The sequence below is a fragment of the Pseudomonas sp. MF06569 genome, assembly GCF_059862735.1.
On sequence record NZ_JCBCUZ010000037.1, the window covers coordinates 12,831 to 37,786 of the forward strand.

The window sequence follows — 24,956 nt, forward strand, 5'->3', positions numbered from 1 at the left end:
TCGTCGGAGGCAGTTGTCCATGAGCCAAGGTATTGAATTTAATCGATTGATGTTGGACATGCGGGCCATGCAGATGGACGCCATGGCTCAGCCAAAATCGGCTGTGCAGGCCGTTCCCGAAGCCGGTGCCAGCAGCTTTTCCGACATGCTCGGCAATGCGATCAACAAGGTCAGCGACACGCAGCAGGCATCGAGCCAGTTGTCGAACGCCTTCGAAATCGGCAAGACCGGCGTAGACCTGACGGATGTAATGATTGCTTCCCAGAAGGCCAGTGTTTCTTTCCAGGCGTTGACCCAAGTCCGTAACAAGCTGGTTCAGGCGTACCAAGACATCATGCAGATGCCGGTTTAAGGGCGATATCAAGTCATGGCAGATGCACTCCCGGATAACGTTCCGGCCCAAACAGGCCCAGCCGGCGGCAAGCCGCCGCTGTTTGGCCTGTCTTTTCTGGACAACCTGGCCGATATGACCATGCTGCGTCAGGTCGGCCTGATGGTCGGCCTGGCGGCGAGCGTGGCCATTGGTTTTGCCGTTGTGTTGTGGTCCCAGCAACCCGATTACCGGCCGCTGTATGGCAGCCTGGCCGGTATGGATGCCAAGCAGGTCATGGAAACCCTGGCCTCCGCCGACATTGCCTACACCGTTGAGCCCAACTCGGGCGCCTTGCTGGTCAAGGCCGACGACATTGCCCGTGCCCGCCTGAAACTGGCGGCCGCAGGCGTCACGCCGACCGACAGCAATATCGGTTTCGAGATCCTCGACAAGGACCAGGGCCTGGGCACCAGCCAGTTCATGGAGGCCACGCGTTATCGTCGTGGTCTGGAAGGCGAGTTGGCGCGCACCATTTCCAGCCTCAATAACGTCAAGGGTGCACGGGTTCACCTGGCGATTCCCAAAAGCTCGGTGTTCGTGCGCGATGAGCGCAGGCCCAGTGCGTCGGTCCTGGTTGAACTCTACGCGGGCCGCTCGCTGGAGCCGGGCCAGGTGCTGGCGATCGTCAATCTGGTCGCCACCAGCGTGCCTGAATTGAGCAAGTCCCAGATCACCGTGGTCGACCAAAAAGGCAATCTGCTTTCGGATCAGGGTGAAAACTCCGAACTGACCATGGCCGGCAAGCAGTTCGACTACAGCCGCCGCATGGAAGGCATGTTGACTCAGCGCGTGCACAACATCCTGCAGCCGGTGCTGGGCAATGACCGTTACAAGGCAGAAGTGTCGGCTGATGTGGATTTCAGTGCCGTCGAGTCCACCTCCGAACAGTTCAACCCCGATCAACCGGCGCTGCGCAGCGAGCAATCGACCAGCGAGCAGCGCACCGCCAGCAACGGCCCCCAAGGCGTGCCCGGTGCCTTGAGCAATCAGCCGCCGAGCCCGGCCACCGCCCCTCAGCAAACCGGCCAGGGCGCCGCCGCAGCGGGCATGATCCAGCCGGGTCAGCCTTTGCTCGATGCCAACGGTCAGCAAATCATGGACCCGGGCACCGGCCAGCCAATGCTGGCACCGTACCCGGCAGACAAGCGCTCCCAATCGACCCGCAACTTCGAGCTGGACCGCTCCATCAGCCACACCAAGCAGCAGCAGGGCAGGGTCAATCGCCTGTCGGTGGCGGTGGTGATCGACGACAAGATCAGCGTCAACCCGGCCAACGGTGAAATCACCCAGGTACCGTGGAGTACCGATCAACTGGCACGCTTTACCCGCCTGGTGCAGGACGCCGTGGGTTTTGATGCCAGCCGTGGCGACAGTGTCAGTGTGATCAACGTGCCGTTCTCCACCGAGCGCGCCGAAGTGATCGCCGACATCCCGTTCTATTCGCAGCCCTGGTTCTGGGATGTGGTCAAACAAGTACTGGGTGTGCTGTTTATTCTGGTGCTGGTGTTTGGTGTGTTGCGCCCGGTGCTCAACAACATCACCGGCAACGGTCGCAACAAGCAAGTGGCAGGCATTGGCAGCGATGCCGAGATGGGCGGCCCGGGCGGACTCGATCGTGAGTTGGCCAACGACCGTGTCAGCCTCAGCGGTCCGCAGAGCATCATGTTGCCAAGCCCGAGCGAAGGCTATGACGCTCAGTTGAACGCAATCAAGAGTCTGGTCGCAGAAGATCCGGGCCGTGTGGCTCAGGTAGTAAAAGAGTGGATCAATGCCGATGAGTGATAACCGTGCGGGCGCCAACGCCAAGTTGACCCGGGTCGACAAGGCCGCCATTTTGCTGCTGTCCCTGGGCGAATCCGACGCGGCCCAGGTGCTGCGCCACATGGGCCCCAAAGAGGTCCAGCGGGTGGGGGTGGCGATGGCGCAAATGCGCAACGTTCACCGTGAGCAGGTCGAGCAGGTGATGAGCGAGTTTGTTGAGATCGTCGGCGACCAGACCAGCCTTGGCGTGGGCTCGGACAGCTACATCCGCAAAATGCTCACCTCGGCCCTGGGCGAAGACAAGGCCAACGGCCTGATCGACCGCATCCTGCTGGGTGGCAACACCAGTGGCCTCGACAGCCTGAAGTGGATGGAGCCTCGCGCCGTGGCCGACGTGATCCGCTTCGAGCACCCGCAAATCCAGGCCATTGTGGTGGCGTATCTGGACCCGGACCAAGCGGGTGAAGTGCTGGGTCACTTCGACCAGAAGGCGCGCCTGGACATCATCCTGCGGGTTTCGTCGCTCAATACCGTGCAGCCGGCGGCGCTCAAAGAGCTGAACCAGATCCTCGAAAAACAGTTCTCCGGCAACTCCAATGCGGCGCGCACCTCTCTGGGCGGCGTCAAGCGGGCGGCCGACATCATGAACTTCCTCGACAGCTCGATGGAATCGCAGTTGATGGATTCGATCCGCGATATCGACGAAGACCTCTCGGGTCAGATCGAAGACCTGATGTTCGTGTTCAACAATCTGGCCGATGTAGACGACCGGGGGATCCAGGCGTTGCTGCGCGAGGTGTCCTCGGACGTGCTGGTGCTGGCGCTCAAGGGCTCCGACGAGAACGTGCAGGAAAAAATCTTCAAGAACATGTCCAAGCGCGCGGCCGAACTGTTGCGTGACGACCTGGAAGCCAAGGGCCCGGTACGTGTCAGTGATGTTGAAACTGCGCAGAAAGAAATCCTCACCATCGCCCGCCGTATGGCCGAAGCCGGAGACATTGTTCTCGGCGGGAAGGGCGGCGAAGAGATGATCTAAGTGAGCAGCGGTGACTCCCCCGGAGATGTGATCCGGGCCAAGGATGTGGGTGCCTTCGATGTGTGGGGGCTGCCCAGCTTTGACCCTTGGCGCGAGCCCGAAGAGCCTGAGCCCGAGCCGGTCGAAGAGCTGCCGGTGGAAAGCGAAGAAGTGCCGCTGGATGAAGTTCAGCCACTGACCCTCGAAGAACTCGAAAGCATTCGCCAGGAGGCCTGGAACGAAGGCTTTGCCACGGGCGAAAAAGAAGGTTTTCACAGCACTCAGCTCAAGGTTCGCCAGGAAGCCGAGGTTGCCCTGAGCGCCAGGGTGGCCAGCCTTGAACGCTTGATGAACAGCTTGCTGGCGCCGCTTGCCGAGCAGGACCAACAACTTGAAAAAGCCATGGTCGGGCTGGTCGAGCACATGACCCGGCAAGTGATCCAGCGTGAGCTCAAAACCGATTCGACCCAGATCGAGAAAGTGCTGCGCGAGGGTTTGAAGCTGTTGCCGATGGGTGCCGAGAACATTCGGCTGTTCATCAATCCGCAGGATTTCGATCAGATCAAGGCCTTGCGCGAGCGCCACGACGAACACTGGCGGATTGTCGAAGACGACACCCTGCAGCCCGGCGGTTGCCGGATTGAAACCGAGCACAGCCGCATCGATGCCAGCATCGAAACCCGTATCAAACAGGCCATGAACCAGTTGCTCGACCAGCTCCACGAGCAGTCGCTGCATCCGGCGGCGCCTGACATCGACATCGACCTCGATGCACCTTAAGCGCACCAGCTTTGCCAAGCGCCTGAGCACCTATGCCCCGGCCGTGTCTTTGCCCGCGCAGCCGGTGGTTGAAGGCCGATTGCTGCGCATGGTTGGCCTGACCCTTGAGGCCGAAGGCCTGCGCGCCGCCATGGGCAGTCGTTGCCTGGTGATCAACGACGACAGCTTTCACCCGGTGGAAGTCGAAGCCGAGGTGATGGGCTTCTCCGGTGGCAAAATCTTCCTGATGCCCGTGGGCAGCGTCGCCGGGATCGCGCCGGGCGCCCGTGTGGTGCCCCTGGCCGATAATGGCCGCCTGCCGATGGGCATGAGCATGCTCGGTCGGGTGCTTGACGGCGCCGGGCGTGCACTGGATGGCAAAGGGCCGATGAAGGCCGAAGACTGGGTGCCGATGGACGGGCCTGCCATCAACCCCCTCAAGCGTGACCCGATCAGCGTGCCGCTGGACGTGGGCATTCGCAGCATCAACGGTTTATTGACGGTCGGGCGCGGCCAGCGTCTGGGCCTGTTTGCCGGTACGGGCGTGGGCAAGAGTGTGCTGCTGGGGATGATGACCCGTTTTACCGAAGCCGACATTATCGTGGTTGGTCTGATCGGTGAGCGGGGTCGTGAGGTAAAGGAATTTATCGAGCATATCCTCGGCACCGAAGGTCTCAAGCGCTCGGTGGTCGTGGCATCGCCTGCCGATGACGCGCCGTTGATGCGTTTGCGTGCAGCCATGTACTGCACGCGAATCGCCGAATATTTTCGCGACAAGGGCAAGAATGTCCTGTTGCTGATGGACTCCCTGACCCGATTCGCCCAGGCCCAGCGGGAAATCGCCCTGGCCATTGGCGAGCCGCCAGCGACCAAGGGCTATCCGCCTTCGGTGTTCGCCAAACTGCCCAAGCTGGTGGAGCGGGCCGGTAATGCCGAGGCCGGTGGCGGTTCGATCACGGCGTTCTATACCGTGCTGTCCGAAGGCGATGACCAGCAGGACCCCATCGCCGACTCGGCGCGGGGCGTGCTCGACGGCCATATCGTGTTGTCCCGGCGCCTGGCCGAAGAAGGGCATTACCCGGCCATCGATATTGAAGCGTCCATCAGCCGGGTCATGCCGTCGGTGGTCACGCCAGAACACATGCGTCGCGCGCAGCAGTTCAAACAGCTGTGGTCCCGCTTCCAGCAAGCCCGCGACCTGATCAGCGTGGGCGCCTATGTGCCGGGTGGAGACCGTGAAACCGATACCGCCATTGCCTTGCAACCGGCAATGGTGGCGTACCTGCGCCAAGGGCTGAACGACAACATCAGCCTGGCCGAGAGCGGCGGGCATCTGGGCAGCATCTTCGCCCCGGCAGAGGGTGGTTAATCGACGATGGCCGGTGATTCAAGGGCAGTGCGCCTGGCGCCAGTGGTCGATATGGCCGAAAAGACCGAGAAGGCGGCGGCCCAGCGATTGGGGCACTTTCAAGGGCAAGTCAACCTGGCGAACAGCAAGCTGGGGGACCTGGAAAACTTCCGTGGCGAGTACCAGGCGCAGTGGGTTGATCGCGGCAGCCAGGGCGTGTCGGGCCAATGGCTGCGCAACTATCAATACTTCCTTGGCCAGCTGGAAACCGCCGTCGGCCAGCAGCGCCAGAGTCTGGTGTGGCATCAGAACAACCTCGACAAGGCCCGTGAGACGTGGCAGACGGCCTATGCCCGCGTCGAGGGGCTGCGCAAGCTGGTTCAGCGTTACGCCGACGAAGCCCGCCAGCTGGAAGACAAGCGCGAGCAAAAATTGATGGACGAGTTGTCCCAGCGATTGCCGCGCAGGGACAGCTATTGATCGACAGGTCGCAGACGGGCTGTAAAGTTGCCAAAGCAATGGTGCCATTCAAAACCATCTATAAAGACTTTCTTCCACTCTGATCAGAGGTTGTCCAGCCTCAGTGCGTGACCGCTGGTAAGAAAATCCTGCTGCCTTTTTAGTAAAAACCCCGATCCTGCTTAGACTTTCCTTACAGCCATTGGAAACTGTTTCGGAGGTCTATCGTGGATCTATCCCTGCACCGACATACCCCAACGCTCACCGTGATCGATCCGCGCGGGTTGTCAGTTCGAGCGGTGTCTTGGTACAGGGCTGCGCCGCAGGAGTCTTCGCAGGCCCGAGTGACGCAGCAGTCCTATGACCCGGCCGGGCGCTTGATCCGTCAATGGGATCCGCGCCTGTTTGCTGCCTGGCAGCAAGATGAAACAGTCAAGCCTAACCACTCAACGGTCTACAGCCTGTCAGGGCAAGCGTTGCATACCGACAATGTCGATGCTGGCTGGCGTACCCAGTTTAATGGGGGCGCGGGTCAGCTCCTCAGTGCTTGGGATGGCCGGGGCAGCCATCATCGTGTCGAGTACGATGCATTGCTGCGTCCAGCCGCCTATTTTGAGCGGGCCAAAGGCGCAGATGAGCGCTGTCGCGAACGCTTGCTGTATGCCGGTACTGCGCAAGAAGACGTTTCGCGCAACCGCTGCGGACAATTGATTCGTCAAGACGACAGCGCCGGAAGCCAGTTCACACCGTCCTTCTCACTGCTCGGGCAAGTGCAGCAGCAGGCACGCCAGTTTTTGGCGCAGTTGACGGCGCCCGACTGGCCTGACGCGGTGCTGGAAGAGAGCAGCTACAGCACGGCGTGGCAATACGATGCACTCGGCAACCCGCTGCATCAGATCGATGCTGTAGGCAACCTGCAAAGCTGGCGTCGGAATGTGGCGGGTCAACTTGTCGAAAGCAGCATTACGCGACCCGGCCAATTGCCACAGATCTTGCTGCGTGACAGCGTTTACGGTGCTTTCGGGCAAGTGCTTGAAGAGACCGCTGGCAATGGTGTTATCAGCCGCAACCTGTATCAATCGGCCACTGGCCTGTTGACGCAACTCAGTGCCTGCAAGGCTGACGGTACACGTGTTCAGGACCTGCGCTACCGTTATGACCCGGTCGGTAATGTGCTGCAAATCGACGATTACGCTCAGCCAACACGCTTCTTTCGCAATCAGGTTATCGAGCCCATCAGTACCTATGAATACGACACGCTGTATCAGTTAATCAGCGCCACCGGCCGTGAAGTTGATACGGCCACTCGCGGCCCTGGGTTGCCGGCAATTGCGGATGCCAATCAACTGGTTAATTATCGCCAGACTTACCAATACGACAGAGCGGGCAACATGCAGCGGCTCTCGCACCAAGGTGCTCAGTCCTGGAATCTGCGCATGGCGACTGCGCTGCGCAGTAACCGCAGTCTGCCCGAGCGCAACGGTGAACTGCCCGGCGAAGCGGAAATTGCGACGGCGTTTGATCGCAGCGGCAACTTGCAAGCACTGCAACCGGGGCAAGGACTGGTATGGGATCTGCGCAACCAGTTACAAAAAGTGAGCCCGGTGGTGCGGGTGGATGGCAGTGATGACTGTGAGCACTACTTGTATGACGCTGGCGGTCAACGCGTACGCAAAGTCACCCTGCGCAAGGCGGCCAATGTCGAGCATGTGGCCGATGTGCGTTATTTGCCGGGGCTGGAAATTCGCCACAATAGTGCGGTGGCTGGCGGTGAAGTGTTGCATGTCATCAGTGCAGGTGCCGGACGCAATGGTGTGCGTCTGCTGCACTGGGAGCAGGGCCAACCGACAGGCATCGCCCCTGACCAGTTGCGCTACAGCCTGAGCGACCATTTGGGCTCCAGCACCCTTGAGCTTGACGATCAGGCTGCCACCCTCAGTCAGGAAGGGTATTACCCTTTTGGCGGTACTGCCTGGTGGGCCGCCAGAAATCAGCTTGAGGCCAGCTACAAAACGATTCGCTATTCGGGAGAGGAGCGTGATGCCACCGGGTTGTATTACTACGGTTTGCGTTATTACGCGCCGTGGTTGTGTCGTTGGATCAATCCTGATCCGGCGGGCGATATAGATGGGTTGAATCGTTATTGTTTTGTTCGAAACAGTCCGGTGTGTGGTTATGATGTGGCTGGGCTTATGCTGAAAAGTTCAAAAGTAGATAAGGTGGAAGAGTCTGCCCTTCGTCATCGTAAATTGGAAATTGTAAGTCGTGGTGTTGAAGACCTTGGTAAGAGCAATCCGGGCCTTGCAAGTCGAACCGTTAAAGCTATCGAGTTGGCACAGATAGCCGTTAAAGAAGCGATTGATGTGGTGGAACTCATTATCAGCAGGAGTTACGCAACCGAAGGGAATGAGATTGCGTTAGATACTCTAATTTCAGGACCTGAGGGCTTTCAGAGCGAACACACAATGCCGGAACTTGCACGAATATATAAAGGAATGGATGAGCACTTGACTGCCATTTCAAGTGATTCTCAACTGAAATCATTGGTGTTTGTAAAGTATTTACCAGGCACCCCCAGAGTTAAAAACTCTGACGCCTTTGTTGACCAAAGAGATTTGGCGCGCCGGGTATTCATTTCTGAGCCAAGTGTGCAGGATCATCATCCGCTGTTCTATGCAACCATTCTTCTTCATGAACTTTCACATCACCAAAAAACGCTAGACTTTTCATATATAAGAAGTGAAATGTCAGCTTTGCATTTGCCGGGTGCCGAGGAAGTTCTGGATGACGTCCTGGCCAGTAATTTGCAATACGCTTCCCCGCTTACGGCAGGTGCACATGATGAAGCCATTTTCAAAGCCATTGAAAAATATAGATCCGGATCGCGCGCGGAGTTTTTTAAAACCCAGTTCCCTGAACTCATGGGGGATATTTCCAGCCTTTCAAATCCTCTGGTCAGGGAGAGAATATTCACAGGGAACGCAGACTCAGTTGCCTATTTAGCCGTAGCATTTGCCGCTAATAAACTTAGTGCGGCAGTCAGGGCGGGCAGTTCAAGCAGGGCAAGCACTTCAAGCAGGGCAGGTACAAGTGGGGCAGGTCGGTAATTTTGTGTGCAGAGGGTGTATAGAGGTGGCAGGAAACTGCCACCCCTGGCAGGCCAGGAAGGGTTCATATCACCCGTTCGTCAGGAGCGTCTATAGTTGCTGGGACAACCTCGGGAGCATCCACATGGCAGTGACATCTGAAGTCTCCGAAGATGGCAGCAAGCTGACAATCGCAATCAAGGGCCGGTTCGACTTTGCCAAACATCAGGAATTTCGCAGTGCCTATGAGGAATTGAACCCCCGGCCCGCTTGCGTGGTAGTGGATTTGAAAGACGCGACCTACCTCGACAGTTCGGCGCTGGGCATGTTGTTGCTGCTACGCGAGCACGCCGGGGGCGATGAGTCGGATATCCGGGTGGTCAACAGCAGCCCGGATGTGCGCAAGATTCTCGGTATTTCCAACTTTGACAAGCTGTTCGATATCAATTGAGCCGCTCAATGGAGCGCCTGCGGCGATTGCAGCAAACCGTGCTGCAGCAGCGTGACTTGATCGCCGAGCACAACGATTACCTGCTCAACGAGCAGCGGGTAGCCAAGGCGGTGTTTGATCGGGTGGCGCATTCAGGGTGTCTGGATGCGCCCAATATCCGCTTCTCGCAATCGCCCTATGCCTTGTTCAATGGTGATCTGTTATTGGCTGCCTACACCCCCGCCGGGGATACCCACCTGCTGCTCGCTGATTTCACCGGCCACGGTCTTCCTGCGGCCATTGGCGCAATGCCACTGGCCGAGGTGTTCTACAGCATGACGGCCAAAGGCTATGGCCTGGCCGAAATCCTCCGTGAAATGAACGCCAAGCTTAAGCGCATCCTGCCCGTCGACATGTTCTGCTGCGCCACGTTGCTGTGTGTCAGCGCCCAGCGCCGTTGTGTCGAGGTCTGGAATGGCGGGATGCCCGACGGCTACTTGCAGTCCGGTGGTGAGCGTACGGCATTGACGTCGCAACACCTGCCGCTGGGGGTGTTGCGCGCTGAAGTGTTTGACCATGCCACTCAAGTCTTTGCGATGCTGCCCGGTGATCAGGTGTTTTTGTTGACCGACGGCGTGATCGATACCTGTGGCCCGGATCAGCAACTGTTCGGGGTTGAACGTCTGGAGCGGGTGCTGGATGCCAATCGCCATCCGCTGCAACTGATTGCCGAGGTCGAACAGGCGTTGCGCGATTTTCAGGGGCGGGCCCGGGATGACGTGAGCATGGTGCATATCACCTCTCAATTGCCGCAGTTTCTGGGGGTGCCAGCCATCGTCTATTCAGACAGCGGCCAATGCAGCCCGCGGGACTGGTCGTCCCGTTTCGAGTTTCGGGCGCGAACCCTGCAGCAGTTCAATCCACTGCCTTTCTTGCTGCAATTGCTGATGGAGGTTCACGGATTGCGTGCCCAGGGGCCGGTGATCCATGCAGTGCTGTCCGAGCTTTACAGTAATGCCCTGGAACACGGGGTGCTGGGCCTCGACTCTCGGCTCAAGCGCGATACAGAAGGGTTTGCCCATTATTACCAGCAGCGCAGGGAGCGTTTGGCGACCCTCAAGAGCGGATTTGTGCGGGTGTCGTTGCAGGTCGAGCCGATCGGGGAGAGCGGGCGCCTGTTTATCCAGGTTGAAGACAGTGGTGCCGGCTTCGATGTCGACAAAGTCATGTCCAGACCCCTTGATTCAGACCGTCTGTCGGGGCGTGGAGTGAGTTTGGTCCGTCAACTGTGCCCTGCAGCCCGCTGGGCACCAGATGGTCGTAGTGCGACCGTAGAGTTTTCATGGGGGGGTCTGGCATAATCCGGCCATTCTTGATCAAGGAGTGAACAAGTGTCTGACATTCATATGGATCCGAAAGTGGTCGATGCGTTGCGAGACGTGATGGAGGGCGGTTTTGCGGACCTGCTCGACACCTTCCTCTCTGACTCCGAAGAGCGCATTGGGCAATTGCACAACACCCGCGAAGCCGACGACCTGACCCTGGTTGCCCACAGCTTTAAAGGCAGCAGCAGCAACATGGGTGCCATTCGTTTGGCGCACTTGTGCGGCCTGCTTGAAGAGCGTGCGCAAAAGAAGCAACTGGCCGGTATCCAGGAGCTGGTGATCAAGATCGACGATGAATACCAGATGGTTCGGCGACTTTACCGTGCCGAGCGCCATCGCTCAGGGCCTCCGTATTTCGCGATCAGCTGATTGCGCAAAGCTGGCCCGAACCTTGCTCTGACTCTCTGACCTGTACCCATGCCGGCCGTACAGCGGAGACCCGTTAATGCCCGTTGCCGCCCAACCCCTGCTTCAGACACCTGCCGTCGCTGCGCCAAAAGCAGCGGCGGGCAGCCCTGCGCAACCTGTCAGTCCCCAGGGTCAACCCTTTGCCCAGGTGTATGCCAGCGCGACTGAACCGGAACCAGCCGTTGCCGATAGCGGCAACCCATTGCCTGGCGGCAAGACCAGGGATGCAGCCATGACTGATCAGGATGACAGCGCTGGCCAGTCGGGCGGCGACCTGGCCGTTGTCGATCCACTCATGCTGCTGCCTGTGACGGCACCTCCTGCGGCGGTTGTCGAGGCGGTACCCGAGACACCAGAGGTGCCGGTAGCTGTGCAGGCCCAAGCGGCACAGCCAGGGGTGGCTCAAGCTCAGGTTCAGTCGCTACTGCAACCGGCAGCCGACGACACCTTCGACCCCGAAGCGGATCCTCTCGATGCGATGCCAGCCGTGCGCCTGGCGATGGAGCAGGGCGGGCATGTATCAGCCAGCAGCCAGAGCCCGGTCAAAATTCCGTCGAACGAAACCCCACCGCCCACGGTTCAGGGGCAGACCAGCAGCATCGCCATGCTGATCGATGGCAAAACCGGCGAGTCAGCGACCGGTGAGGGTGGCGAGAAGGCTTTCAAGGGCTTGCTCGATGACGGTCTCAAGGATCTGAAAAGTACGTCCAGCGATACGCGGGTCGATGACTTCGCCAATCGCCTGGCGGCCCTCACCCAGGCTGCAGTGCCCAAGACCGTGAACACGCTGCCGGTCAATCAGCCCCTGGCCATGCATCAGGGTGGCTGGTCTGAAGAGGTCGTCAATCGGGTGATGTACCTGTCCAGCGCCAATCTCAAATCCGCCGACATCCAGCTGGAGCCGGCGGAGCTGGGGCGCCTGGATATTCGGGTCAACATTGCCGCCGACCAGTCGGCGCAGGTCAATTTTGTCAGTGGTCATGCTGGAGTGCGCGAAGCGCTGGACAGCCAGATGCACCGCTTGCGCGACATGCTGGCACAACAGGGGATGGGGCAGGTGGACGTCAACGTCTCCGACCAGCCGCGCAACTGGCAAGGGCAGCAGGGCCAGGAGCAACAGGCCCGCAGCGGTAGCGGTGGTCAGCGGCTGGACAGCGTCATGGATGATGAGCCAGTGGACGTCGCGGCGGTCGCGCCAAGCGTAGTACTGGGCTCCAGTGCAGTGGATTACTACGCGTAAAACCTTTAACCACACCAACCCGGTGTAGCCGCTGACGAGCCGTGCGAGGCTGCGATCGGCGGCGCAGCCGTCGTAGAGCTTGAGAGCCAGTTTAGCCAGACACACCGCGCAACCCGATTTTGCGACGGCTGCGCCGCCGATTGCAGCCTCGCTACGCTCCTCAGCAACTACAACCACTTCTGGCATAACACTTGCTCTGCCTACTCCAGCATCTGTGAAAACCAAATAGTGACGGATTATTGGCATGGCGACGAGCGACGCGGTAAATGAACCGGCCGGCAAAGGCAAACTCAAGCTGATTATCCTGATCGTCGTGGCTGTACTGCTGGCGATTGGTCTTTCCGTAGGCGCCACCTGGTATTTCATGCACAGCCCCAAGAGCGAGCCTGTGCCGCAAGTGGACAGCAACGTCAAACCGGCCGCCCTCTATGAGCCCATGGCCCCGGCCTTCGTGGTCAATTACAACGCCAATGGCCGCCAGCGCTACATGCAAGTGAGCGTGACCTTGCAGGCCCGCGACCCCGCCGATCTGAAGGCGCTCATGGTGCATATGCCGGTGATTCGCAACAACCTGGTGATGCTGTTTTCCGGTCAGTCCTTTGACGACCTCGCAACGCCGGTGGGCCAGGAAATTCTGCGCCAGAAAACGACTGCCAGCGTGCAGGACGTAGCACAGAAAGAACTCGGCAAAGTGGTTATCGACCAGGTGCTCTTTACTAACTTTGTATTGCAGTAGGATCACGACATGGCCGTGCAAGACCTGCTGTCCCAGGATGAGATTGACGCGCTGTTGCATGGCGTCGATGACGGTCTGGTACAGGCCGAAACAGCTGCCGAGCCCGGCAGTGTCAAAAGCTATGACCTGACCAGTCAGGACCGCATTGTCCGGGGGCGCATGCCGACCCTGGAAATGATCAACGAGCGTTTCGCCCGCTATACCCGTATCAGCATGTTCAACCTGCTGCGCCGCTCGGCGGACGTGGCGGTGGGCGGGGTGCAGGTCATGAAATTCGGCGAATACGTGCACTCGCTTTACGTGCCTACCAGCCTGAACCTGGTCAAGATCAAGCCGTTGCGCGGCACGGCACTGTTCATCCTCGACGCCAAACTGGTGTTCAAGCTGGTGGACAACTTCTTTGGCGGCGACGGCCGTCACGCCAAGATCGAAGGCCGGGAATTCACCCCTACCGAATTGCGCGTGGTGCGCATGGTGCTGGAGCAGGCCTTCATTGATTTGAAGGAGGCCTGGCAGGCGATCATGGAGGTCAATTTTGAGTACATCAACTCAGAAGTTAACCCGGCCATGGCCAATATCGTCGGCCCCAGTGAGGCCATTGTGGTGTCCACTTTCCATATCGAGCTCGACGGCGGTGGCGGCGACCTGCACGTGACCATGCCGTACTCGATGATCGAACCGGTGCGCGAAATGCTCGATGCCGGATTCCAGTCCGACCTCGACGACCAGGACGAACGCTGGAGCAAGGCCCTGCGCGAAGACGTACTTGACGTCAGCGTGCCGCTTAGCGCCACCGTGGCCCGCCGTCAATTGCGCCTGCGGGACATTTTGCACATGCAGCCCGGCGATGTGATCCCCATCGAACTGGAAGATGAATTGGTAATGCGCGCCAATGGCGTGCCTTCGTTCAAGGTCAAACTGGGCTCCCACAAAGGCAATCTTGCCTTGCAAGTGGTTGAGCCCATCGGGCGGCGTTAAGCCGCTCCACACCCATCCAATGATTGACTGCCCGCCGAGGACACCCCATGGCTAACGAACACGATACAACTGCTGCAGACCAGGCGCTGGCTGATGAATGGGCTGCGGCGCTGGAAGAAACCGGCGATGTTGGCCAGGCAGATATCGATGCTTTGCTGGCGGCTGATGCAGTCACCAAACCGGCCCCCAACCGTCTGGCAATGGAAGAGTTCGGCAGTGTGCCGCGCAACAACCAGCCGGTGACGCTGGATGGCCCTAACCTGGACGTGATTCTGGATATCCCGGTGTCGATTTCCATGGAAGTGGGCAGCACCGACATCAATATCCGTAACCTGCTGCAACTCAACCAGGGGTCGGTGATCGAGCTGGATCGCCTGGCTGGCGAACCGCTGGACGTGCTGGTGAACGGCACCCTGATTGCTCACGGCGAAGTGGTGGTGGTCAACGAAAAGTTCGGCATCCGCCTGACTGACGTGATCAGCCCCAGCGAACGCATCAAGAAGCTGCGTTAAGTGAAGCGGTTACTCGGCGGTTTAGTGGCCTTGCCCTTTAGCGTGCTGGCGGCCGAACCTGTGGCCACGGCTGTCGCGGCTCCGGTGGTGGGCACCAGTATTGGCGGGCAATTGACGCAATTGGTGCTCGGCCTGCTGCTGGTGCTGGGGGTGATATTTGCCCTGGCCTGGCTGCTGCGCCGTGTCCAGCAGGCGGGCCCGCGTCAGGGGCAGGTGATCGAGCTGATCAGTACCCGTGCCCTGGGTGCGCGGGATCGGCTGGTGCTGGTGCAGGTCGGCAATGAACAGATCCTGTTGGGCCTGACGCCGGGCCGAATCACCCCGCTGCACGTGCTAAAGGAGCCGGTGCAAGTGCCCGGCACCGCGCAACCTGCAACCCCCGAATTTGCCAAGCGCCTGATGGAAATACTGGGTCAGCAAAAGGACAAGCCGTAATGCGTTTAGTTGTCGCGCTGTTGTTGGCGCTTGTCGCGCCGTTGGCGTCAGGGGCTGACCCGCTGTCGATTCCGGCGATAACCCTGGGCACCGGGGCCAATGGCCAGCAGGAATACTCAGTCAGTCTGCAAATTCTGCTGATCATGACCGCGCTGAGTTTCATTCCGGCGTTCGTCATGCTGATGACCAGCTTTACGCGGATCATCATCGTGTTCTCGATCCTGCGTCAGGCCCTGGGCCTGCAGCAGACACCGTCCAACCAGATCCTCACGGGCATGGCGTTGTTTCTGACGATGTTCATCATGGCCCCGGTATTCGACCGGGTGAACAACGACGCCCTGCAGCCTTATCTTGCCGAAAAGCTCTCGGCCCAGGATGCGATTCTCAAGGCTGAAGTGCCGATCAAGGACTTCATGCTGGCCCAGACCCGGACCAGTGATCTGGAACTGTTTATGCGCCTGTCCAAGCGCACCGACATCGCCACTCCGGATGCCGCACCCCTGACCATCCTGGTGCCCGCGTTTGTCACCTCGGAACTGAAAACCGCGTTCCAGATCGGGTTCATGATTTTTATCCCGTTCTTGATCATCGACCTGGTGGTGGCCAGTGTGCTGATGGCCATGGGCATGATGATGCTCTCGCCGTTGATCATTTCGCTGCCGTTCAAAATCATGCTGTTTGTGCTGGTGGATGGCTGGGCGTTGATTATCGGCACCCTGGCCAGCAGTTTTGGCGGAGTGTGAGTCATGACCCCAGAAGTTGCGGTTGACCTGTTTCGCAGTGCGCTGTGGCTGACCACCCTGATGGTCGCCGTGCTGGTGATCCCCAGCTTGCTGGTCGGGTTGCTGGTGGCCATGTTTCAGGCGGCGACCCAGATCAACGAACAAACCCTCAGCTTTCTCCCGCGACTGCTGGTGATGCTGATCACCCTGATCGTGGCAGGGCCCTGGCTGGTGCAGACCTTTATGGAATACATCCTGCAGTTGTACGGCAGCATTCCGCAGTTGATCGGTTAAATGTCGCTTCTGGCCCTGACAGACGCGCAGATCAGTACCTGGGTCGCCAGCTTTATGCTGCCGCTGTTTCGGGTGGGCGCACTGCTGACCACCATGCCGATCATCGGCACGACCCTGGTGCCCAAGCGGATCAAGCTGTTTCTGTCATTGGCGATCACTCTGGCGATCATGCCCAGCCTGCCGCCGCTACCCGTCGTCAACCCGCTGGACCTTAGCGGCCTGATGCTGATTGCCGAGCAAATCATCATTGGTGCATTACTGGGGTTTTCGTTGCAGCTGTTTTTCCAGGCGTTCGTGGTGGCCGGGCAAATTGTCGCGATTCAGATGGGCATGGGCTTTGCGTCCATGGTCGATCCGGCCAACGGCGTTAACGTGGCGGTGATCGGGCAGTTTTTCACCATGCTCGTGACCTTGTTGTTTTTGTCCATGAACGGCCATCTGGTGGTGTTTGAGGTACTCACCGAGAGCTTCACCACCTTGCCGGTGGGTGGCGGGTTGCTGAGCCATCACTACTGGGAAATCGCCAACAAGCTCGGTTGGGTGCTGGGGGCGGCGCTGCTGCTGGTGCTGCCTGCCATCACCGCGTTGCTGGTGGTCAACATCGCCTTTGGCGTGATGACCCGGGCCGCGCCGCAACTGAATATTTTTGCCATTGGCTTTCCGCTGACCCTGGTGCTGGGCATGGTGATTCTGTGGATCAGCATGGCGGACATTCTCAACCAGTATCAACCGCTGGCCTCCGAGGCCCTGCAGTTTTTACGTGAACTGGCACAGGCGAAGTAGACCGCTATGGCAGAGAGTGAAAGCGGTGCCGATAAAACAGAAGACCCCACGGAGAAACGGAAAAAGGACTCCAGGGAAAAGGGCGAGATCGCACGCTCAAAAGAGCTGAATACCTTGGCCATCATGTTGGCCGGCTCGGCGGGTTTGCTGATTTTTGGCGGTGCGCTGGCCCAGGACATGATGGAGCTGATGCGCTACAACTTCAGCCTGAGCCGCGAGGTGCTGCTCAATCCTGACTCCATGGGCCTGTTTTTACTCCACTCGGGAAAAATCGCCCTGCTTGCCCTGCAGCCGGTATTGGTCACCTTGCTGATCGCCGCTCTGGTCGGGCCGATTTCCCTGGGTGGCTGGCTGTTCGCCGCTGGCAGCCTGGCCCCTAAATTCAGCCGCATGAACCCCGCAGCGGGGATCAAACGCATGTTCTCGGCCAAGGCGCTGGTCGAGTTGCTCAAGGCCCTGGCCAAGTTCTTCATCATCCTGATCGTGGCCTTGCTGGTGTTGAAGTCCGATATCGACGACCTGCTGCGCATCGCCCATGAGCCGCTGGAGCTGGCGGTGATCCATAGCCTGCAAGTGGTGGCCTGGAGCGCCTTGTGGATGGCCTGCGGGTTAATCCTGATTGCCGCCGTGGACGTGCCGGTGCAGCTGTGGGAAAGCCATCAGAAACTGCTGATGACCAAGCAGGAAGTGCGCGACGAACACAAGGACCAGGAGGGACGGCCCGAGGTCAAGCAGCGGATTCGCCAGTTGCAGCGCGACATGTCGCAACGGCGGATGATGGCGGCGATCCCGGATGCGGATGTCATTATCACCAACCCGACCCATTACGCCGTGGCCCTCAAATACGACCCGGAGAAAGGCGCGGCGCCGATGTTGCTGGCCAAGGGCAGTGATTTCCTGGCGCTGAAGATTCGCGAGATTGGTGAAAAGCACAACATCCTGCTGCTTGAGTCTCCTGCGCTGGCGCGTTCGATCTACCACTCCACCGAGCTGGAACAAGAGATTCCTGCCGGGCTGTACCTGGCCGTGGCCCAGGTGCTGGCCTATGTGTACCAGATCCGCCAGCACCAGGCGGGCAAGGGCAAGCACCCGGACGCGCTCAAGGACCTGCCAATCCCGCCGGATTTGAAGCGCGATGATTGAGACGTCGTTAATTCTTTCATTGCATTAGAGAGTGCTTGAATGAAGTGCGTGTAAGTATTCTTAAGTAACAAATATAGTAGAGTTGTAGTGCTTGCGATATGTTTCGTGGAAGACATATAGTCATTACTTCAGTGTGCCGGTAATTGAGAAGCTTTCAGTTATTACTGGTTTCCTACGTTTGCATTCGAAGTTTCCTTATTTTTTATAAAATTGTCCTGCGGGCCGGTAATAAAATTCCTGCGCCTTGTTAGTCAATGTCTTGCATATTTTTTAATGATTTGGTTGTTAAATTCCCTCCGCTCTTTTTATAGGGCTGCACTCGATCACAGGAAAGATATTTGACTGTGTTCTGAATTAAATAAACAACTCAACTCCATATTCGTTCCATATGGTTTAACAGTGTTTGTAGGGGAGACATTTTAATGAATGTTGTTTTTAAAACAGTCATGGCATCCATGGCCATTCTGGCGGCTTCTATATCGGGAGTTCATGCGGCAGGTGCCGGTACAGGCACGATCCGTTTCGAGGGGGAAATCCTCGAAGCGGCGTGCTCTATCCAGCCAACCAGTGTTGATCAGACGATTCCACTGGGGCAAGTTGCCAAGTCGCAACTGAGCACTGGTGGTGTGACCAGCCCTGAGAACTTTCAAATCGAACTGAGCGGATGTGCGCTGACGGCACTCACCGATAAAACAGTCACGGCCATCTTTACAGGTGCAGCCTCGACAGACGTGACAGGGGCATTGGGTATTGCCGGTACGGCCCAAGGCGCGGGCATTATGATTGTCGATGGTGCTGGAACCCCGATCGTTCTGGGAGCACCGACCAGGCCGCAACTCCTTCAGACGGGCGAAAATACCCTGGCCTTTGGTGCCTACTTGAAAGGCAAGGCCACGGGCGATATCACACCGGGCGTGTTTACTGCTGTGACCAACTTCTCCTTGGCTTATCAGTAAGTGATTGCCCTGCTACCGCTCACCCGGTAGCAGGGCAACTACAGGTGGGAGTTGGGTGTGAAAATACTCTCGAAGTTGGACGTTGTCGGCGCGTTTATTCTATTTGCTGTTTCATTCGATACGGTCAGTGCAGAGCAACTGTATCAGGGGGGCGGTCGGGTCACGTTAGCTGGGCAAGTTATTGATTCCGCGTGCGCACTGGATGCGAACAGTCTTTATCAAGTGATCGAACTTGATCCTCTGCCCATGGGGCAACTTATTCGCCTGGGTGAAAGTGCACCGCGTACATTCACATTGCGTTTAGTCAAGTGTTCGTTGGTACGGCCTGATCCTGGTCGCCCGGGTGCGTTTCTGCCCGATTGGCAGCATCTCAGGGTGACCTTTGATGGACAGGCTGACAGTGGCGGCAAGTTGTTTGCCGCTGCGGGCTCCACAAGAGGTCTGGCCTTGCGCATTACGGACTGGCAAGGGCAGCAAAGTGTTCCGGGCGTACCCATGTCCCTGATATCTCTCTCCGGAGGAGATCAGGAGTTGCGATACACCCTTCAAATGGTTGGCAACGGAAGCCCTATGGCGGTTGGATCTCATCGTGCGGCGGTGCGTTTCAGGCTGGAGTATTTCTGACATGTACGGGCTGCTTGATTTGCGAGACCACTCAGTTGCCAAAACGCTTTTGTGGACGGGCGTGTTGAGCGGGCTGATGACAATGGGAGGCAAGGTACTTGCCGTTGAAGATATTCAGTTCAATACCGACATTCTCGATCTGAACGATCGCACCAACATCGATTTATCACAGTTTTCGCGTAGCGGATTTATCTTGCCGGGTACTTACCCAATGCAAGTGCAGATCAACACGCAGTTGCTGGCGGAGCAGCGCATTGCCTTTTATCCGCCGGACGACGACGCCAAAGGCAGCCAGGCTTGCCTGTCACCTGATCTGGTAGAGCAACTGGGCCTCAAGAGCGAAAAACAAGCCGGGCTCAATTGGTGGAGGGGTACAGAGTGCCTGGATATCAGCGGCCTGCCGGGGATGGAAGTCAGCGGCGACCTGAGTACTTCCACGCTGTATATTTCCTTGCCCCAGGCTTATCTGGAGTACAACGCCTTGAACTGGGACCCGCCTTCGCGGTGGGATGACGGCGTGCCCGGTGTATTGATCGATTACAACCTGACGGCGCAGTCCATCAACCAGCGCGACACGGCCCGGCGCACCAACTTGACGGGCAATGGTACGTTTGGTGCCAACGCAGGCCCTTGGCGCTTTCGCGCTGACTGGCAAGGTCGTATCGAAGAGGCAACTAACAGCCGTGAACAACGGCTTGAGTGGAGCCGCTTTTATGCGTATCGCTCGTTGCCGTCCATCCAGTCGCGGCTGATGCTGGGGGAGAACTACCTCTACTCGGACCTGTTCGACAGCTTTCGTTTCAACGGCATTGCCCTTAACTCTGATGACAACCAGTTGCCGCCTAACCTGCGCGGCTACGCGCCCGAAGTCGTGGGTGTGGCCAAGACCAATGCCAAGGTCATCATCAGTCAGCAAGGTCGGGTGCTTTATGAGGCGCTGGTCGCGGCGGGGCCCTTTCGCATTCAGGATCTCAATGAAGCCGTCACCGGTACGCTCGATGTCCGGGTCGAAGAGCAGGACGGCAGCGTCACCACTTTCACGGTTGAGTCCGCCAGCATTCCCTACCTCACGCGGCCCGGCACCGTGCGCTACAAGCTGGCCACCGGCCAGCCCTCAAGCCTTCATGATGGCGGGCAGGGGCGTACCTTCGGGACGGGGGAGTTTTCCTGGGGGGTCAGTAATGGCTGGTCCCTGTATGGCGGTGGCATCAGTGATAACAATTACACAGCACTTTCTGTCGGGGCAGGGCGCGACCTGCTGGCTTTCGGTGCGATGTCATTCGATGTCACACGGGCCAGCGCCACGCTTCACGACAAATCCTTGTCGGGTGACTCCTATCGCCTGAGCTACTCAAAAAAATTCGACGAGTACGACAGTCAGATCACGTTTGCCGGATACCGTTTTTCCGAAAAAAACTACCTGAGCATGAGTGAGTACCTGAACGCCCGTCATTACGGAGGGCCTGTGGGGGGCAGCAAGTCACTCTACACGGCGACTTTTAACAAGCAGTTTCGCGATGCAGGGCTTTCCGTCTATTTGAATTACAGCAACCAGTCCTATTGGGATCGACCGGCCAGTGAGCGATGGAATCTGTCGCTGGCCCGCTATTTCAGTGCGGGAACGGTTAAAAACATGAACCTGTCCCTTAACGTGTTCAGAAATCAGGAACGCAACCAGCACAACGGCATCTCCAACAACAGCAACGGGGTGTACCTGTCGCTCAGCCTGCCGCTGGGCCGCTCGGGCACCCTGACCACCACCGCCAGCAACTCGCTGGGCAAAAACAGTTACGCCGCACGTTTCAGTGACCGGCTGGATGAGCGCAACAGCTATCAACTGTCAGCCAGTAATACGTCAGTCAGCGGTTATCTGAGCCATATCGGTGATCAGGCTGAAATCTCTGCGAGTGTCGCCCAGCAAGAAAACAACTACACCAGCCTCAATGTTTCTGCCCGAGGCGGTGCCACGCTCACGTCCAGAGGGGGAGCAGGGCATAGAACGTCCGGCACCGGTGGCACCCGGTTGTTGATCGACACCAGCGGTGTGCCCGATGTGCCGGTGCGGGGGTATGGCACGCCCACCCGCAGCAATGTGTTTGGCAAGGCGGTGATCGCCGATGTCAGCAGCTTTTTGCGCACGGGCGCCAGTGTTGACCTGGAGAACCTGCCCGCCAATGTCGAAGCGACGCAGTCCGTGACCCAGCTGACCCTGACTGAAGGCGCCATCGGCTATCGCACGCTGGATGTGATTGCCGGCCACAAAGCCATGGTGCTGCTGAGTCTGCCTGACAGCAGCGTCCCGCCATTCGGGGCCACGGTGAAGAATGAAAAACAGCAGGACACCGGCATCGTCAATGACGGCGGCAGCGTCTACCTGAGCGGAATTCGCCCCGGGGAACGGATGACTGTCAGTTGGGGAGGGGCCGAACGCTGCACGCTGATCATGCCTTCAAGCCTGCCGGATGACGGACTGACCACGACCCTGAACCTGCCCTGCCAAATCCTCGACCCTGCGCCAGCGCCGCTGACCTCACTTATCGATACGGAGAAAAAGTCCACATGATTCTGAATTTGCGCTGTGCGCCTGCAACGCTGGCCCTTTTGACGTTGAGTCTGTTCAACAACGCGAATGCTGCCATAGGCCTTGATCGCACCCGGGTGGTGTTTGATGGCAACAAAGATGCCGTCAGCATGAGCATCACCAACAACAACACCCAGTTGCCTTACCTGGCCCAGGGCTGGGTCGAGGATGAGCAGGGCAACAAGATCACCTCGCCGCTGATCGTGCTGCCACCGGTCCAGCGCCTGGAGCCCGGCAAGCGCAGTCAGGTGAAAGTCCAGTCGCTACCGGCAGTCAAATCGTTACCTCAGGACCGTGAGACTGTCTATTACTTCAATCTGCGGGAAATCCCGCCCCGCAGCGACAAGGCCAACAGCCTGCAAATTGCCTTGCAGACCCGTATCAAGCTGTTTTACCGCCCGGCTTCGATAGTTCCTGGCCAGCAGGAGCAATCAGACCCCTGGCAGCAACAACTGACCCTTACCCGTGAGGGTGATCACTATCGGGTCAATAACCCCACCCCCTACTACATCACCCTGATTGATGCCCGTCGGGGCAAGGGCGCAGAAACCGCCCCGGGTTTTGAGCCGCTCATGGTCTCGCCAAAAGATTCATTGAAGTTGGGGGCGACGGTGACTGCATTGGGTACCGCGCCCTTGCTGACGTATGTCAATGATTACGGTGGCCGTCCGACGCTGGTGTTCAGTTGTACCGGTGATACCTGCAAGGTGGACCAGCAAGCGTCTTCAGCCAATGAATAGCTGGCGCAGACGCCCCATCCCACCCGGCAGGGTAACGGCGCTGTGTTGTTTGTGGTTGGCATTGCATGCCGTGCAGGGCCGTGCCGAGGTTGAGGGCATGGGCGGCGTTCTGGATATATCGGGTTCACTGCACAATTCCCCTTGTGTGCTGGACATGGCTTCGGCGGATCAGGCCATAGACCTTGGCAGCGTGCCACGCAGTCAATTGATGCGCCCTGGTGATCAGGCATCCCCCGTGGCTATTCAGTTGCGCTTCCTCGATTGCCAGCGTGCTTCCGGGAGCAGCCTGAATGCCCGCACAGGCAAGCTGGTGTGGAGCGCCTATCAGCCTGTGGTGTCCGTGGCTTTTGTGGCGCCAGCCGATGCGCACGATCCGCGGCTGGTCAAAGTGCAGGGTATTACAGGAATGGGACTGCGACTGACCGATGCCCTTGGGCGGGACGTGCGCCTGGGATCTGGCGGTGAGCCCTTGTTTCTGGAGCGCGGCGATGACGCTCTGACGTGGCAGGTCCAGCCAACCCGTACCTCGGCTGCACTGAGCAATGGTGCCTTTCGGGCCACGGTTGATTTCAGGCTTATGTATGAGTGAGGAAAAACGATGAGCATGCCATCTGTTTCGCGGGTTCTGCTCGCCTGTGGTTGTTTGCTGCTGATCCTCTGCGAAGGTGCTCGGGCAGACGTCAGTGTGTCTATCCGTGGCGTAGTCATGGCGCCTGTGCCTTGCGTTGTTAACGGTGGCAGCACGCTTGATATTTCATTCGGCAACGAGGTAGTCACGAACCGGGTTGACGGTTTGAACCACCGCGTGACGGTGCCCTATACGGTGACGTGCGGGCCACAGCCAACGAACAGCATGACGCTGACCTTGCGTGGCAGTGGGGCCGGGTTTGACAGTGCAGTTCTGCGCACCAGCAAGAATGATCTCGGGGTCAAGCTTCTGGTAAGCGGTGTTGCCTGGCCCCTCAACCGTGCGTTGAATTTCACATACCCCACTTTGCCAAGAATGGAAGCGGTGCTGGTAAAAAACCCCGGCCGCACACTGACTGGCGGGGCGTTTTCAGCCACCGCTACGTTAGTGGTTGCCCTGCGATAAGAAGGATTCACATATGAAACGTTGGCAACTCTCTGCTTTTTTTACCCTGTGCGCTTTGGGTTTTGGCCCCGACGCAATGGCAAACCTCTCGTTCCGCGGCACGCTGGTAGAGCCGCCACCCTGCACCATCAGCAGCGGCAGTACGATCGATATCAACTTCAACTACGTGGGCATCAATGCCGTCGACGGTGTGAACTACCGTCAGCCCTTGAGTTATACGATCAACTGCGCTGCCAGCCCATTGCCCTGGAGGATGATGTTGACGGTACAGGGCACGGCAACGACGTTTGACCCGGCCGCGGTGCAGACCAGTGCTGCAGACATGGGGGTTCGACTCTTGCGAAATGGCATTGCCTTCACCCTCAACACACCTGTGTCGATCAATCCGTCGAGCCCTCCGGTATTGGAAGCGGTTCTGGTCAAGCGCTCGGGGGGCTCGCTCGCATCGGGAGGGTTTACGGCCTCCGCAACGTTGCTGGCCTACTACGAGTGAAGGCGGGTATTCCATGCGCATTCAGATAGAAACCAGAGGCTGGAAACCCTTGGCATTGGCACTGCTGATGGGGGCGCCCTGGTTGTTGCCCGCCAGTGCCAGGGCTGCGGACAATCTGCGTTTCAGCGGGGGGCTTGTGGCCGAGGCGTGCTCGTTCAGGCCCGGCGATGAGGCGATCGTGCTGGATCAGCTGGAAGCTTCGAGCCAGTACCTTTACCTGAACACCCGCACGGTCAGCAAGCCCTTCCAGATCCACCTTGAAGGGTGCGACACCAGTATCAGCAGCTTTGTCACGACCAGGTTCAGCGGTAATGAGAGCCCTGCGTTGCCCGGTTTGCTGGCGCTGGGCGGTGGCAGTACAGCTGCGGGAGTCGCCATCGGAATAGAAACGCCCGGCGATAATCCGGTGCCGTTGAATGTGGTCAGCGACAGGCAACTATTAAGTAGTGGCGCCAATGTAATTGCCTTTAAAGCATGGCGGTTGCAGGAGCTGAGTGCAACACGGTTATTGAATTGAAGCCGGAGCATCATGCCGCATAGCCAAGGCTTCCTGCATCACCTCTCCCATGACTTCGATCGGGCATTTGAAATCGAAGCGCTTA

Annotated in this window: 26 protein-coding genes and 1 pseudogene; all 27 read left to right on the forward strand. The window is 58.5% G+C overall.

Annotation, left to right across the window (positions count from 1 at the left end):
* The first annotated feature begins 19 nt into the window (after nucleotides 1-19).
* Complete coding sequence (fliE, locus tag AC19YQ_RS22780) at nucleotides 20-352, forward strand: flagellar hook-basal body complex protein FliE (protein ID WP_019828811.1); 333 nt, start codon at nucleotides 20-22, stop codon at nucleotides 350-352.
* Between the two features lie 15 nt (nucleotides 353-367).
* Nucleotides 368-2,155: a flagellar basal-body MS-ring/collar protein FliF gene (gene fliF / locus AC19YQ_RS22785; RefSeq protein ID WP_133075997.1), complete on the forward strand. Its 1,788-nt coding sequence runs from the start codon at nucleotides 368-370 to the stop codon at nucleotides 2,153-2,155.
* Nucleotides 2,148-3,170: a flagellar motor switch protein FliG gene (fliG, locus tag AC19YQ_RS22790; RefSeq protein ID WP_133075998.1), complete on the forward strand. Its 1,023-nt coding sequence runs from the start codon at nucleotides 2,148-2,150 to the stop codon at nucleotides 3,168-3,170. The genes fliF and fliG overlap by 8 nt, the downstream gene beginning before the upstream one ends.
* Nucleotides 3,171-3,929 carry a flagellar assembly protein FliH gene (fliH, locus tag AC19YQ_RS22795; RefSeq protein WP_133075999.1) on the forward strand — a complete coding sequence of 253 codons (759 nt, stop codon included), beginning with the start codon at nucleotides 3,171-3,173 and terminating at the stop codon, nucleotides 3,927-3,929.
* Nucleotides 3,919-5,277, forward strand: a complete 1,359-nt coding sequence (gene fliI, locus AC19YQ_RS22800) for a flagellar protein export ATPase FliI (protein WP_133076000.1) — start codon at nucleotides 3,919-3,921, stop codon at nucleotides 5,275-5,277. The genes fliH and fliI overlap by 11 nt, the downstream gene beginning before the upstream one ends.
* 6 nt (nucleotides 5,278-5,283) lie before the next feature.
* Complete coding sequence (fliJ, locus tag AC19YQ_RS22805) at nucleotides 5,284-5,736, forward strand: flagellar export protein FliJ (RefSeq protein WP_500596014.1); 453 nt, start codon at nucleotides 5,284-5,286, stop codon at nucleotides 5,734-5,736.
* Between the two features lie 206 nt (nucleotides 5,737-5,942).
* On the forward strand, nucleotides 5,943-8,822 hold the full coding sequence (locus AC19YQ_RS22810; RefSeq protein ID WP_500596015.1) for an RHS repeat domain-containing protein: 2,880 nt from the start codon (nucleotides 5,943-5,945) through the stop codon (nucleotides 8,820-8,822).
* A gap of 124 nt (nucleotides 8,823-8,946) precedes the next feature.
* Nucleotides 8,947-9,252, forward strand: coding sequence for an STAS domain-containing protein (locus AC19YQ_RS22815; protein WP_339476811.1), 306 nt, complete (start codon nucleotides 8,947-8,949; stop codon nucleotides 9,250-9,252).
* Between the two features lie 2 nt (nucleotides 9,253-9,254).
* A pseudogene (locus AC19YQ_RS22820) lies at nucleotides 9,255-10,592 on the forward strand (ATP-binding SpoIIE family protein phosphatase); the annotation flags it as partial.
* A 30-nt stretch (nucleotides 10,593-10,622) separates the two neighbouring features.
* Nucleotides 10,623-10,985 carry an Hpt domain-containing protein gene (locus tag AC19YQ_RS22825; protein ID WP_339476810.1) on the forward strand — a complete coding sequence of 121 codons (363 nt, stop codon included), beginning with the start codon at nucleotides 10,623-10,625 and terminating at the stop codon, nucleotides 10,983-10,985.
* A 76-nt stretch (nucleotides 10,986-11,061) separates the two neighbouring features.
* The gene (locus tag AC19YQ_RS22830; RefSeq protein WP_500596016.1) at nucleotides 11,062-12,264 is read left to right on the forward strand and encodes a flagellar hook-length control protein FliK; all 1,203 of its coding nucleotides are present in this window, start codon (nucleotides 11,062-11,064) and stop codon (nucleotides 12,262-12,264) included.
* Between the two features lie 244 nt (nucleotides 12,265-12,508).
* Nucleotides 12,509-13,000, forward strand: a complete 492-nt coding sequence (gene fliL / locus AC19YQ_RS22835) for a flagellar basal body-associated protein FliL (RefSeq protein ID WP_339476804.1) — start codon at nucleotides 12,509-12,511, stop codon at nucleotides 12,998-13,000.
* A gap of 9 nt (nucleotides 13,001-13,009) precedes the next feature.
* On the forward strand, nucleotides 13,010-13,978 hold the full coding sequence (gene fliM, locus AC19YQ_RS22840; protein WP_019828822.1) for a flagellar motor switch protein FliM: 969 nt from the start codon (nucleotides 13,010-13,012) through the stop codon (nucleotides 13,976-13,978).
* A 47-nt stretch (nucleotides 13,979-14,025) separates the two neighbouring features.
* Nucleotides 14,026-14,490 carry a flagellar motor switch protein FliN gene (gene fliN, locus AC19YQ_RS22845; protein ID WP_219262982.1) on the forward strand — a complete coding sequence of 155 codons (465 nt, stop codon included), beginning with the start codon at nucleotides 14,026-14,028 and terminating at the stop codon, nucleotides 14,488-14,490.
* The gene (fliO, locus tag AC19YQ_RS22850) at nucleotides 14,491-14,925 is read left to right on the forward strand and encodes a flagellar biosynthetic protein FliO (protein ID WP_133076008.1); all 435 of its coding nucleotides are present in this window, start codon (nucleotides 14,491-14,493) and stop codon (nucleotides 14,923-14,925) included.
* Nucleotides 14,925-15,668, forward strand: a complete 744-nt coding sequence (fliP, locus tag AC19YQ_RS22855) for a flagellar type III secretion system pore protein FliP (protein WP_133076009.1) — start codon at nucleotides 14,925-14,927, stop codon at nucleotides 15,666-15,668. The genes fliO and fliP overlap by 1 nt, the downstream gene beginning before the upstream one ends.
* 3 nt (nucleotides 15,669-15,671) lie before the next feature.
* Nucleotides 15,672-15,941, forward strand: coding sequence for a flagellar biosynthesis protein FliQ (gene fliQ / locus AC19YQ_RS22860; protein WP_019828826.1), 270 nt, complete (start codon nucleotides 15,672-15,674; stop codon nucleotides 15,939-15,941).
* A complete protein-coding gene (gene fliR / locus AC19YQ_RS22865; protein WP_133076010.1) occupies nucleotides 15,942-16,724 on the forward strand; it encodes a flagellar biosynthetic protein FliR in 783 nt (260 codons plus the stop codon).
* A 6-nt stretch (nucleotides 16,725-16,730) separates the two neighbouring features.
* Nucleotides 16,731-17,867: a flagellar biosynthesis protein FlhB gene (gene flhB / locus AC19YQ_RS22870; RefSeq protein WP_133076011.1), complete on the forward strand. Its 1,137-nt coding sequence runs from the start codon at nucleotides 16,731-16,733 to the stop codon at nucleotides 17,865-17,867.
* 422 nt (nucleotides 17,868-18,289) lie between these two features.
* Nucleotides 18,290-18,823, forward strand: coding sequence for a fimbrial protein (locus AC19YQ_RS22875; protein ID WP_500596017.1), 534 nt, complete (start codon nucleotides 18,290-18,292; stop codon nucleotides 18,821-18,823).
* A 57-nt stretch (nucleotides 18,824-18,880) separates the two neighbouring features.
* Complete coding sequence (locus AC19YQ_RS22880; protein ID WP_500596018.1) at nucleotides 18,881-19,447, forward strand: fimbrial protein; 567 nt, start codon at nucleotides 18,881-18,883, stop codon at nucleotides 19,445-19,447.
* A 76-nt stretch (nucleotides 19,448-19,523) separates the two neighbouring features.
* A complete protein-coding gene (locus AC19YQ_RS22885; protein ID WP_500596019.1) occupies nucleotides 19,524-22,010 on the forward strand; it encodes an outer membrane usher protein in 2,487 nt (828 codons plus the stop codon).
* Nucleotides 22,007-22,768, forward strand: coding sequence for a fimbria/pilus periplasmic chaperone (locus AC19YQ_RS22890; RefSeq protein ID WP_500596020.1), 762 nt, complete (start codon nucleotides 22,007-22,009; stop codon nucleotides 22,766-22,768). The genes AC19YQ_RS22885 and AC19YQ_RS22890 overlap by 4 nt, the downstream gene beginning before the upstream one ends.
* A gap of 16 nt (nucleotides 22,769-22,784) precedes the next feature.
* Nucleotides 22,785-23,357, forward strand: coding sequence for a fimbrial protein (locus tag AC19YQ_RS22895; protein ID WP_500596024.1), 573 nt, complete (start codon nucleotides 22,785-22,787; stop codon nucleotides 23,355-23,357).
* Nucleotides 23,358-23,366: 9 nt separating this feature from the next.
* Nucleotides 23,367-23,861, forward strand: a complete 495-nt coding sequence (locus AC19YQ_RS22900; protein WP_500596021.1) for a fimbrial protein — start codon at nucleotides 23,367-23,369, stop codon at nucleotides 23,859-23,861.
* Between the two features lie 13 nt (nucleotides 23,862-23,874).
* Entirely contained in the window at nucleotides 23,875-24,354 is a 480-nt protein-coding gene (locus tag AC19YQ_RS22905) for a fimbrial protein (protein ID WP_339476790.1), read from the forward strand.
* Between the two features lie 13 nt (nucleotides 24,355-24,367).
* Nucleotides 24,368-24,871 carry a fimbrial protein gene (locus AC19YQ_RS22910; RefSeq protein ID WP_500596022.1) on the forward strand — a complete coding sequence of 168 codons (504 nt, stop codon included), beginning with the start codon at nucleotides 24,368-24,370 and terminating at the stop codon, nucleotides 24,869-24,871.
* The last annotated feature ends 85 nt before the right edge of the window (nucleotides 24,872-24,956 follow it).